The 12984-nt window shown below is 38.3% G+C and carries 11 protein-coding genes and 1 riboswitch; of the genes, 9 read left to right on the plus strand and 2 right to left on the minus strand.

The window, feature by feature from the left end:
- Positions 1-299 (minus strand): ArsR/SmtB family transcription factor (locus tag P364_RS0118365; RefSeq protein WP_024631542.1); only part of this gene is annotated, 299 nt, incomplete at its 3' end.
- A gap of 153 nt (positions 300-452) precedes the next feature.
- Here P364_RS0118365 and P364_RS36255 point away from each other — a divergent pair.
- From P364_RS36255 to asnB, 9 genes are all read left to right on the plus strand, one after another.
- Positions 453-767: a hypothetical protein gene (locus tag P364_RS36255; RefSeq protein WP_024631543.1), complete on the plus strand. Its 315-nt coding sequence runs from the start codon at positions 453-455 to the stop codon at positions 765-767.
- Positions 768-1763: 996 nt separating this feature from the next.
- Positions 1764-2324 carry a YdhK family protein gene (locus P364_RS0118375; RefSeq protein ID WP_024631544.1) on the plus strand — a complete coding sequence of 187 codons (561 nt, stop codon included), beginning with the start codon at positions 1764-1766 and terminating at the stop codon, positions 2322-2324.
- A gap of 434 nt (positions 2325-2758) precedes the next feature.
- On the plus strand, positions 2759-3745 hold the full coding sequence (locus P364_RS36260; protein WP_024631545.1) for a stage II sporulation protein P: 987 nt from the start codon (positions 2759-2761) through the stop codon (positions 3743-3745).
- Between the two features lie 264 nt (positions 3746-4009).
- Positions 4010-4918: a WD40/YVTN/BNR-like repeat-containing protein gene (locus tag P364_RS0118385; protein ID WP_024631546.1), complete on the plus strand. Its 909-nt coding sequence runs from the start codon at positions 4010-4012 to the stop codon at positions 4916-4918.
- Positions 4919-5189: 271 nt separating this feature from the next.
- Positions 5190-5810: a nitrite reductase gene (locus P364_RS0118390; protein WP_024631547.1), complete on the plus strand. Its 621-nt coding sequence runs from the start codon at positions 5190-5192 to the stop codon at positions 5808-5810.
- A gap of 106 nt (positions 5811-5916) precedes the next feature.
- The gene (locus P364_RS0118395; protein ID WP_024631548.1) at positions 5917-7308 is read left to right on the plus strand and encodes a sensor histidine kinase; all 1392 of its coding nucleotides are present in this window, start codon (positions 5917-5919) and stop codon (positions 7306-7308) included.
- 101 nt (positions 7309-7409) lie between these two features.
- Positions 7410-8117, plus strand: a complete 708-nt coding sequence (locus P364_RS0118400; protein ID WP_024631549.1) for a response regulator transcription factor — start codon at positions 7410-7412, stop codon at positions 8115-8117.
- Positions 8118-8283: 166 nt separating this feature from the next.
- Positions 8284-8417, plus strand: a riboswitch (cyclic di-AMP (ydaO/yuaA leader).
- Between the two features lie 5 nt (positions 8418-8422).
- A complete protein-coding gene (locus P364_RS0118405; RefSeq protein WP_024631550.1) occupies positions 8423-8896 on the plus strand; it encodes a C40 family peptidase in 474 nt (157 codons plus the stop codon).
- A 206-nt stretch (positions 8897-9102) separates the two neighbouring features.
- Positions 9103-10998 carry an asparagine synthase (glutamine-hydrolyzing) gene (gene asnB / locus P364_RS0118410; RefSeq protein ID WP_024631551.1) on the plus strand — a complete coding sequence of 632 codons (1896 nt, stop codon included), beginning with the start codon at positions 9103-9105 and terminating at the stop codon, positions 10996-10998.
- Between the two features lie 294 nt (positions 10999-11292).
- Here the strand turns inward: asnB and P364_RS0118415 are convergent, their stop codons facing one another.
- Positions 11293-12873: a multicopper oxidase family protein gene (locus tag P364_RS0118415; protein ID WP_442952343.1), complete on the minus strand. Its 1581-nt coding sequence runs from the start codon at positions 12871-12873 to the stop codon at positions 11293-11295.
- Positions 12874-12984 lie beyond the last annotated feature (111 nt).

A 12984-nucleotide genomic window follows, 5' to 3' on the forward strand; every position in this document is an offset into this window, starting at 1 on the left:
TCATCTTCCAGTGAATAAAACGCCAACTTTCCTTCTTTCCTGTATTTAGCTACTCCAAGCTGTTTTAGCGACCGCAAATGGTGAGATGCGGTAGCAAGTGATGATCCCGTAATATTGGCCACGTCACATACACAAAGTTCGTCTTCTTCACATAAAACAAACGCGATCTTCATTCGAGTTTCATCAGCCAACAACTTAAACATCTTGGCCATGCCCTTTATATCTTGCTGTTCTAATGCCTTTTGAACTTTACGAACTTTAGGCTCGTCATAACAGTAAATTTCACAACTATCCTTCATAAATATATCCTCCAGTCAATCAAAAATGTGTTTGATTGTTACACTACCATATTTTAATTATTCAATCAAACGTAAGTTTGATTGATACTAAACAGGCTAATCTACATTAACTCAATTGAAGGAGGATAACTATGTTCGATGTGTTAGTTATTGGTGCTGGACAAGCAGGATTGGCCGCTAAAACAAACTGGTTTAAACTTTATCATTCTGGACGATGCATCATCAATAGACGATTCACGCCGCTACGAATCACTCCATCTCTTTACGCCTCGTATGTACGACGGGTTATCTGGCATGCCGATAGAAGGTGATCAGAATGGACTGCCAAGTAAAGATGAGATTGCAAACTATCTTGACTCATATGCAAAGAAAATGGATCTACCCGTAAAACTGGAATGTCTTATTAAACGGCTTTGGAAGGATGGTAACTTTAAAGCAGAGACAACTGAAGGTATATTTGAGGCTTGAACATCATCGTTGCAACAGGCCCTTACCATGTGAAAATACTCTGTCCTTTTCCAATTCATTGTCAGAGAATGTTACCCAGTACTCTTCAGAGTACTTAAACCCAGATCAATTGAGCCCAGGAAATACAGTAGTGGTTGGTGGCGGAAATTCGGGTGCTCAAACACAGGTAGCAAACTCTAAAATTGTAACTACGTTTATCTCAAACTGCGGTCGATAATTTTATTGCACCTGCCAGTATATTACCGAAGGAATCTTCTAGTACAGCTATTCCTAATTAAGGATGGTTAGCTGACGGACTTCTGATACCGTTATTAGGTGATGATATTGATACGGCTTTCTTTTTCCTAACTGAGGAGTATCGGATTCATTCTCAAAATATGGATTCTGATGTAAGTGTTGCGAGCAAAGTGTTACATTAGTCTTGAGAAAGGATTCTCCCACTTTTTCCATCAAGGGGAACGTTATCCAAGCGCAAATATTTATAAGTCATACACCAAGAGAGTTAATGAGCAGGAACGACAAGAGATCCACCGAGTAGGTCGCATTATTCTTCGAACTTATTTAGAAGGGCAGTAAAAATTAAGATAGGTATATGTATTGAGCTGCATTAAAGATAGTCCCAGATTTCATACTTACGTATTTAGAAGCAGGATTTAAGCCAGTATAATTTATTGACTCTTCATGGATTGCCGAAGTTCCGGATTAATCATTGATCACACTTTACCTAGCTGAATTCCAGATGAAGGACCAAAGCTCTAAGGATCAACAATGGGAAGAGTTTATAAACGAGTATTACGAAGCATTTGACAAAGAGATTGTTAATAGATGTTAATCAATGTACCGTTCCTAAAGAAAAGGAATGTCCTCCTAAATAAATAAAATGGATCAATAAGTGGATCTTCACAATATCTTCAATGTTTTTGGGTAAAATGTTAAAGTGACTCGATTTACACCCACGCATAAGTACAAAAATAAAAGTAAAGGTGTGTGATAACAGTGAAGAAAATACTGATTTTACTTAGCTTGGCAGTTTTATTGGTGTTGAGTGCATGTGGGAACAAGGAGAACAACAACAACAATTCCAATACGACTACAGAAAGCGAGCACTCGAATATGGGTGAGATGGATCATTCAGGATCGGGAGAGGTTCCTGAGGGCATAAAAGAAGCCGAGAATCCGACTTATAAAGTTGGAGACGAAGTCGTCATCCATGCTGATCACATGGAAGGCATGAACGGAGCAAAGGCAAAAGTAGTAGGCGCATATGATACTGTAGCGTACGCAGTAACTTTTACTCCAACCACTGGAGGTGATCCAATACCTAATCATAAGTGGGTTATTCAAGAAGAAATCAAAGATGCAGGTAGCGAGCCCTTAAAACCAGGGACCAAAGTTACCCTTGAAGCTGACCATATGGAAGGCATGATGGGTGCTGAGGCAACTATTGACTCAGCTGAGAAAACAACGGTTTATATGGTCGATTATACACCAGCAACCGGTGGAAACCCGGTTAAAAATCACCAATGGTTAGTTGAAAGTGAGCTTTCAACAAAATAGATCCCTTATGGAATGACGTCAGAAATGACGTCATTCTTTTCTTTTTCTACGCAACATCAAGGTTTATGATATTGGGTTGAAGTTAATTTACATACTTTAATTGTCTCTAGTGTTCAAAATTAATATGTATAGGGAAGATTGATGTTTACCTTAATAGATATCGTACCGGGTAGCTTTTCTATTCGTTACAAACTCTAGTCCTTAAGTCGATAACTCTCCCCATGAAGACAAGCAAAAACTGTGTAAACATGAGGGAATCTATAAACTATGGAGAATATATGAAAAAAAGAACAGACTTTGTTATATAAATCCTAAGAAAAGCTATGAGGGTCTTTCTATTTTTATTGTGGGTCTGGGATACGGAATGTTGTTCTATTCTATGAAAAAGCGAATAGAAATGGTAGAGACAAAATGAAAAAGGAAGTGAAAATGAAATGGCACGAAGAAGAAGAAGGAGTAAGTTAGTCGTTTTTACATTTCTATCATCTTTCATTATCTCCTTGAAAGTTATCCCTATGTACATTGACTTCATTCCTGTAGAGGAAAGCGTACCTCCACGCAGCCAGGTAGTGGTGAACAACATTACTTCAGATCAAACAGGTGGCATAGAATCTAAAGAAATAACCAAACTGAGTAAGGGTACTCAGACTTCTAAAGATAAGATAACCAACCAATCGACTAAAACAGAAAATACAAACCATGAGCATGTGACTAAGAAGCCAAACAACATAACCGCGACGAAAAACACAAACCAGCAAAAAAGTGCTTCACGATCTACTCAACCGCAAATTCTTATTTATCATACTCATAACCGTGAATCTTGGTTACCGGAGCTGCAAGGTAAAACCTCCGCAGATGAAGCATTTGATTCTAATATTAATGTCACCTTATTGGGAGAGGACCTCACTAAAAAACTAACAGCGAAAGGGATGAATGTGATTCAATCTACTGCGGACTATCCAAGTATAGTTAAGAACTTCGACTACGCTAAATCTTATAGTTATTCAAAGGATACATTGAGCCAGGAATTGTCTAATCATAAATCCATTGACTACGTCTTTGATATCCATCGTGATTCACAACCCAAAGATCAGACGACCATTGTGTTTGATAAACTTAACTATGCACAATTATATTTTGTGGTAGGAAAAGAAAATCCCAATTGGAAGGAAACGATGGAGTTTGCCACCAAATTACAGAATAAATTAAACAAGAAAATACCTGGAATATCGAAGGGAATATACTCAAAAGATCATTCTAGTGGTAACGGGAAATACAACCAATCGCTTGCCGAATCTAGTGCCTTAATCGAAATCGGCGGCGTAGAAAATGTACTTGAAGAAAATTATAGAACGATTTCGATCTTGGCCGATGTGATCCACCAAATCTGGCATGAAGACCATGGATCAACACTTTCATAATAGTAAGATATACACTCCCCCTAATTAGCTCTTGCTGATTGGGTTTTTTATTGATTTTCCCCCTACTAAAAGCTGATCATAGGCTGACTCATGAGGAATCCTGTGACCATATGGCTCCAGATGGTTGAAATATATATATATTTTTAGGTTATTACATCATGTGATTATAGAGTATCCTCCTGCATATTTCCGTCAATACACTCAGAATCTTCACAATTTTTCACTATACTGACATAACATTATTAAAGGCAAGGAGAATGATCAATGCAAAAAAAGAAAAAAGGGTTTTCCCTGGGTATGGGCTTTTATCTCGCATTATCATTAGTGGTGTTTTTCGGTTTTATTATTTGGGGAGAGGGCAGAGAAGACAGGAAAGTAAATTTGGATCTATTAACACCCCAGACCACCACCCATCCTCATATCTTTAGTTTTGTAGAAGATGATACAACCATATGGATGGGGACTCATAACGGAGTATATGAATTTGTAGATCAAAAATGGAAGCGAGCTAGTAAAGAACTTATGACAAGTGATGTCATGGCAATTGAAACGAATCCCAATAATCCCATGAACATCTTTGTCGCAGGCCATGGTTTTGTGAAACGTTCTAATGATGGAGGGGAGACCTGGGAAACTACAGAGAATGGACTTCCCAATCAAGCAAAACCCAATGAGCCGGATGTTCACTACTTAGCGATGGATCTGAGGAATTCAAGTCACTTAATTGCGTTGTTGGCTAGTGCTGACAACAATTTGTACGAAACGAAAGATGGTGGGGAACAGTGGCAAAAAGTCGGAAGCATACCTCAAGGGGCTTATTCGATTTCTATATTTCCTTCGGCTACAGAAACCATTTTGGCTGCAACGGAAACAGGGCTGGTTAGCTATACTGACAAGGGCAGAGATATGGAACAAATTCAGATTACAAATGAGCCGGCATACGGAGTACTGTCTTTGTCCGATGGAAGGACGATTATCATGTCAGAAAGTGGATTTTTAAAATCTACTGATTTGAAAATATGGTCTAACCTCGACGTAGACTTAGATGGTGAGATGCCTTTGGGGATCAAAAGTTCAAAACAAGATCCGAATAAGCTCATCATTGTAACAGATCAGTATTCGGTCTATGAAAGCAATGATGGTGGAGAGAAATGGTCTTTAAGGGAATCATGAAAGAATAAACCTTAGAGGTATACTCTTATCCTTATTATGAAAGGCCCAAGAGGTACGGTTAAGCAGCATGAGCTAATTTAATTTAATCTTATTTAATGTGTAAAGAAAAGCTTGAAAATTATACTATAGGGGGGTATTCTAAAGATAACTCAGTGCACTCATGTACCCTAAACGGTGGAACCTGGTAAGAATTGCTTTGATACAGTCATATAAATGAGTACTTTATACATGAAGAAGGCTTTAACATTAATCGATTAAAGGAGAGTAAGAAGTGAATAATGAAAGGTTGATGATTGCAGTTTCCCCACCAGTTCAAGTAGGAGGTAGCTTGTTTACTGCAGTGCAACTTTCAGCTATCAGTAAACTTGTTGGGCCAGAGCAAAAGACCGAGATGACTCCGTTTAAACAATTTTATATTGAAATATCGGCTGAATCAGAAGGAGTCGTAACTGACAATCTTCGAAGCATTGGACTTGAGGTAAACCCTGCAGGTTATGCAACTAAGGCCCTGATCGCTTGCAATTTTTGCAGAGGAGCTGAGGAGTCTGGAATAGACATTGCTCTAAAATTAAATCAAGCTATAGCGGGGATATTGACACCGACACCTCTTAAGGTCGGATATGCTGGGTGTGCACTTGGGACTAGTGAACCCCTCTTGAGAGATATCGGAATCGTTAAAATGAAAGATAAATTCGATATGTATATAGGTGGAGATCCAAAAGGGATCAAAGCTTCTTTGGCAGAACTTTTTCTAGCTGGTTTAACGGAAGCGGAAGTGACACAAACTGTAATGAAAATAATTGATTATTATAAAATTCATGCAAAAGGTAAGGAAAAATTCAGTAAGTTTTTGAAGAGAATCACTGCTGAAGAATTAAAGAGAGTGCTTTAATCTATAGTAAATGGCAAAAATAAATTAAACAGGGAAATATTTATGAGTCGCCATAATGGCGACTGTTTTATTTTCCTAATAATGATATCAAAAGGTGATATATTCGGTGTGGAATAAAATTCATTTAAAACTCAGTTTTACCATTTTCAGCTTGTTTATTGGGATTTTAATATTGCTAAGCATTGTACTTAACCTCATATTCACGAATTTTTTGTCATCTAAAGTACACGATGAAGCCAACGAGTTAGCAGCACATTTGTCTACTATGCTTGAGGAGCAAGGTAACAGTGCAGAACAAATGGCCGATTTTACGGGGGTCCAGATGTATATCTTGAGCGCACAAGGAACATTCATTGAATCAAAGACTTCAGACGCCTCAACTCTCCCTGACTATATCTGGGACAATGATAAATTGTTTGAAGGGAAGAAGGTGGAAAGAGAATTCACATTAAATAACGAACTTTACCTGCTTCATGGTATCCCCGTGACCACTAATCCAACGGTCAAAGGGATTTATGTGATTAGTTCTCTAGAAAAGATGAAAGAATCGATCCAAACGATCAGAAATTTACTATTTATAACTGGATTTGGATCACTGTTATTGGCGTTGGGTTGCATCTTTTTTCTATCCAAAAAATTATCGAATCCATTACTGAAAATTGAAAGTGCAACTCGCCAAATTGCCAAAGGAGAACTGAATCTTGAAATTCCGGTGGAAACTAAAGATGAGATTGGTTCATTGTCACAAGCCATAAACGACCTCGCTAGAGAATTAAAACAATATCGAGATAATCGTTCGGAGTTCTTTGCCAACGTCTCTCATGAATTGAAAACACCCATTACCTATATGGAAGGGTATGCAGACATATTGGCTAAAAATCTGGTGGAAAATGAAGAAGAAAAGAAAAAATATTTACAAATCATTTCTGAGGAAGCACAACGTTTAAATGTAATCATAAATGATCTCTTTGAACTGTCTAAGATGGAGGAAGGTAAAATTGACTTAAAACTAATGTCTGTCGCACCCACTTCGATTATCCAAAGGTCTATAGATAAGGTTCAATTAAAAGCCCAAGAGAAAGATCTTACGATTCAAAGTAACCTGAGTTCCGTACCTCATATTTTTGTAGACCCTAACCGACTGGAACAGATCATTCTTAATCTGTTGGATAATGCCATTCGTTACACAGCTGAGGGGTATATTCAAGTTTCTTTAAGTTCTGAAACAGGTGGGGTGGCGATAAGTATTTGCGATACGGGACCCGGAATTTCAGCAGAAGAACTTCCGAATATATTTGAGCGCTTTTACCGAGTTGAGAAATCCAGATCTCGGGCATATGGAGGAACTGGACTTGGGCTGTCTATTGTTCAAAGTCTTGTAGTACAACAAGGAGGAACAATACAGGTAGAAAGTAAAATTGGAGAGGGCACGCGATTTAAAATAATTTTTCCGACCATCACGTCTTCTTCATTGAAATCACATAGTTCCAAAATATAATATGTAAAACAATTGAGCTAATGATATTTGAAAATTAAAGTAAGAAGAACGGCTATGTTGTAATATATCTATAGATTTTTGTATTGGATGGTGATGACCATATGAACAAGTTGAAAGCATTAGTTATTGATGACGAATGGAATATGAGAAATCTATTGCGTATTTATTTAACTAAAGAAGGTTTTGATATTACGGAAGCTCATAATGGAACCGAAGGACTGTCCTATCTTCAGAAAAATTCGTATCATGTCATTTTATTAGACGTTATGATGCCGGATATGGATGGTTGGCATCTTTGTAAAAAAATCAGAGCATTTAGTGAAACTCCTATATTAATGCTTACTGCTCGAGGGGATGTGAAGGATAAGGTGCATGGCTTAGGAGTGGGTGCTGATGATTATATGGTGAAACCTGTAAATTCAGATGAACTCATCGCTCGCCTGTTTGCACTTATTCGACGATCTTCACAGTCTTCGAGCCTAAAAGAAGTCGGTAGAAAAATCGTGTATTCAGACATGATTATTTATCCAGATCGAAGACAAGTTTTGGTATTAGACACAAATCTGGATTTAACCCAAAAGGAACTTGATATCTTGCTTATGTTGGCTGAGCACCCACAAAGAGTTTTCTCTAGAGATGAAATCATTGAACGTCTGTGGGGAAGTGACTTTTTTGGGGATAACCGAGTCGTGGACACCCACGTCAAAAATATCCGCGAGAAGTTACAGTTGGCTGGATTAGAACAGAATCCCATTCAAACAGTTTGGGGCATAGGATATAAGTGGTTGTATAGTGTAGAAGAGCCTTGAGCTTATAAGTAGAAGCTGGTAAAAAAAAGAATTTGTCCTAAGAAGCGATCGTTCCCTGAATTTAACAGGGGACGGTCTTTTCATTTTTTGTAGAGTAAGATATATGAGAATTCTACATAAAATCCACACATTATAACAATATAATACTCTATAGGTTACAAACATTTAACTATTTTTGCCGAATTTCGTATTGAAAACGGGGGAACCATTTGTTGGGTGAATTATTCTTGCAAGATAAGAATATAGGGAGCCTTTAACCGAATCCTTAAGCTAACTCCGTAGGCATCTAAGGGAGGAACAAAAGTTTGAAAAAGGTCATTTTGTCGGTGCTTGGAGCAGCAGTTTTATTTACCTCCACAGCAACGGGAGCATTTGCTAGTCAGGCAAAACTAACTGAAGAAATAAAAGAAGTGGTTGGAACGCCCTACCTTTATGGTGGGACCACAACATCAGGTTTTGATTGTTCCGGTTTTATCCTTTATGTTTTTAATGCATTTAAACTAGATTTGCCGCGCACCTCTAGTATGCAAGCAACAAAGGGATCGTTTGTAGAAAAAGAAGAACTACGCCCAGGAGATCTCGTTTTCTTCAATACAAATGGTCGCAGCATTTCCCATGCGGGCATTTATGTAGGTAACAATCAATTTGCACATTCATCAAGCAGTAAAGGTGTTCGAATTAGTAGCTTATCTGAAAGTTATTATAAATCCAGATATGTTACAGCTCGCCGAGTGGTTAGCGAGCAGAACTATCTTAAAATGATTGACGACAGTCATTAAAAATATGGACAAGCCCGTGAGGAGACGGGTTTGTCCATTTTGTTTACAACTTGCCTCGAACATATAGAATCACTCCAATGAACTAATCCAGTAAATATATAGATAACTTAAAAGAACGTGATTTATGATATAGACAGTATTCTTACACAGATTCCACATACATGAAGGCTAAACTAATCTTATATCGATTAGAGGAGATTAGCCCAATGTGTGGATTTGTAAGTTTATATAACAAATATCATGTGCCAGTAGATGCAAACATTCTGCAACAGATGACGGACTCCATAGCTCATCGTGGCCCAGATGATGAAGGGATATATATCCATGATCATATCGGTCTGGGTTTTAGGAGACTAAGTATACTGGATATTGAGCACGGGGCACAGCCCATGACCAATGAGAACAAAGATATTTGGTTGGTATTCAATGGAGAGATTTATAATTATAAAGAGTTGAGGGATTGGTTGAGTCAGAAGGGGTATACATTTTATACAGATTCCGATACCGAAGTATTACTGAGGCTTTATGAGGACGTTGGAATTAAATGTGTCAACTATTTACGAGGCATGTTTGGGTTCACCATATGGGATCAAAGGAGTGATCTTTTATTTGCGGCACGGGATCATTTCGGAATCAAGCCTGTTTATTACAGTGAGACCGCCTCCGGATACATGATTGGCTCTGAAATTAAAACGTTGCTGGCTTCAGGTAGGATTGATAGGGAAGTGGATGAAAATGCTCTTTATCAGTATCTCACATTTCAATATGTACCTGAACCTCTAACGATGTTCAAAGAGATCCATAAACTGAAAGCAGGCCATTATTTGATTGTACAGAATAATGGAATGACCATCAGACCGTATTACGAAGTGAAGTTTGAGCCCCATGAAAGTAGGTCGTATTCCGATTTAGTAGAGGAAACACGATCAGTAATAACGGAATCTGTTCGTATTCATAAGAACTCAGATGTCCCTAGGGGAGCATTCTTATCGGGTGGTATTGATTCAAGCAGTTTAGTTGGTTTACTTCATCGCTTGGAGCCAACCCAAACATTCAGCGTTGGATTTGATATGCCGGGCTATAGTGAATTGGATGATGCTAGGAAGACAGCAGCCTATTTAGGGACTGAGCATCATGAAATTCGGATTAATGCCCGCGACTATATAGATATACTACCTTCTCTAATATGGCATATGGATGAGCCAGTAGCAGACCCATCAGCCGTGGGTCTCTACTTTGTATCGAAGTTGGCTAGTCAGCATGTTAAGATGGCATTTTCAGGTGAAGGTGCAGATGAATTTTTTGGTGGCTACAACATTTATCGGGAACCCTATGCTCTCCGCATGTTTCAGGGTCTTCCAGGTCCATGGAGAAGTCTTGCAGGACATCTTGGACGATTACTGCCTACCGGCATGAAAGGCAAAGGATTCTTGGAAAGAGGGAGTCTTATTCTGCAAGAACGTTACTTTGGAAATGCGAAGATTTTTATGGATCATGAAAAAAGTAAGGTATTAGCACCATGGTTATCGGAGCAGGGAGTATGTAAACCAACCCAGCAGGTGACTAAGCCACTTTATGAACAAGCGAAGTTATATGATGAAGTCACACAGATGCAGTATATTGATATTCATACGTGGCTACGTGGGAATATCCTAATGAAAGCAGACAAAATGTCGATGGCAAATTCCTTGGAACTTCGCGTTCCCTTTGTAGATACCAAAGTATTTGAATTAGCTGCTACCATCCCTACTAAGTATAAAGTTACACCCACAGCAACTAAATTATTACTCCGTGATGCTATGAAAGATGTGGTTCCACCTGATGTACAGCAACGAAAAAAATTAGGTTTTCCTGTCCCAACGAGAGTATGGTTAAAAAGTGAATGGTATTCATGGGCTAGGAATCTGATTATGACAGCAGACGTAGATCAATGGATCAATAAAACGTATGTATTGCAGCTACTTGAGATCCATAAGGAAGGGAAATTGGATGCAAGCCGTAAATTGTGGACCATTCTTGTATTTATCTTATGGCATCAAATATATATTGAAGATCGTGCGTATTCCTTTTCAGGTCCATCTTCCAATAGAATGATATTGTAATAAAAAAGTCAGTAACGTCGCCAATATAGTTCTGAAATATCGTCCCCTCGGATTAGAGTTCATTTTAATGAGTTCTCTATACCTGGGGGATTTTGGTATGCTAGCTAATAGAAGAGAATGATATGCATTTAAGCGCAACAGTATCGCTTTTTTACAATTAAGGTGTTTCTAAAAAAATGCGGCAACCAATCCTCGGTTACATTCCGGGAAAGATCGCCGCATTATAATTTCTTCTGTTTATCTTTTAACGTATTATTAGCAGATCTTAATAAAGAGTAAATCAATGCTACTTATTTATTCCGCTACGTTCTCCACACTCGGATCAGGTGTATAGTTACTTTCATAATCTGTATACATGACTTCCGTTACCATTCCCGCGGAAGCATGATGCAAGTCATGGCAATGGAACATCCAATTTCCAGGGTTATCGGCTTCAAAAGCAACAACATAAGTTTCCCCTGGTTTAACATTTAGTGTATCTTTTATGATCGTTGACCCCTGATAGGATTGACCATTTTTACTTAGCACTTGGAAAAACTGTCCATGGAGATGCATAGGATGGTCATCCGTTTTGGACTGATTCACAAAAGTAACTTTGACCTTGTCACCTTTCTGGACTTTTATGACATCTGTATCCGGAAATACCTTTCCGTTAATGGTGTACACCATTTCTCCATCTTTCATTTCCGTATTTAAATTCATTGTCACGTTTTGATCAAATATCTCATTCAACGAAAATAATGGATCTGACATGTTACCATACTTTTCGAAGTCAAACACAGGAAGCGTAGCTGAAGTATTGGAATTGTCATTTTGAACTTTTGAACCTTCGTATTGGATAACGGCTTTCATATTTTGTTTCGGCGATTCAATTCCATGTTCTTCAAGTAGCCAGGAGCCTGGATTATCAGCTGTAAATTCAATATCATAACGTTCTCCAGGAGCTATAGAAAGTAATTGATCTTTTATCATCTCGGGTTCATTTAGGGGCTGTCCATCCGACGCTATTACTTTAAAATTGTGGCCATGTAAGTGCATTTGATGACTGATGTATCCTGCATTAATTAAGCGAATTCTAACTTTATCGCCCTCTTTAACCATGAGTTTATCAATGGCAGTACCTGATTTCCCGTTTATCGTGTATAGGTCATACATGCTCATATCATGTCCGCCCATACCCGTAGTGTTCTCGTCCATGTTCATATCCGATCCGGACATATTCATTTCATTATGATTCATCTCTTTCATACCCATATTGTCGGAATCACTCGTATTCATGTCGCTGGAACTCATCCATTCATCTAACATGAGAGTATAGTCCCGGTCATAGTCATTTTTCAGTTCCTCAACAACAAGGGAACCGTACAAGCCTTTATCCACTTGGTTTACACTGTCTTGATGAGAATGATACCAATAGGTACCTGGTACATTAGCTTTGAACGTATACGTAAATGTTTTACCTGGTTCAACGGCATCTTGTGTAACGCCAGGAATGCCATCCATGTTATTCGGAACGGGGTAGCCGTGCCAATGAATGGAGACAGGCTGATTCAACTCATTTTTTAGATTGATTTTTACGTTGTCTCCAACCTTTACACGGATTTGAGGTCCGGGGACAGAATTGTTGAAAGTCCAAACAGGTAATATCTTACCTTTGGAAACTTCAAGATTGCTCTCTTGTGCGGTGATCGTAAATTCTTTGCCATTTACCACTGGAGTACTAGATGTGAATTTCACAGGACTGGAACCAGCCGAAGTAGGATTATTCGTGTTTGAATGATCCATTCCTTCCATTGCATTATTTTTAATCGCATTAGTACATCCCGTAGCGAGAATAGCTAAAGAACCAATTACGATAAACCTCTTTAAAAGCATCAATTTCATATTCTTTCCTCCACCGTTTTGTATTTGATTGGTAATAACGATAATAGTATAGAAAATATATGTAGAAATAATGTAGATGAATTTCATTTTGTATAGTATAGG

Source organism: Paenibacillus sp. MAEPY2 (assembly GCF_000499205.1).
Classification (GTDB): domain Bacteria; phylum Bacillota; class Bacilli; order Paenibacillales; family Paenibacillaceae; genus Paenibacillus; species Paenibacillus vandeheii.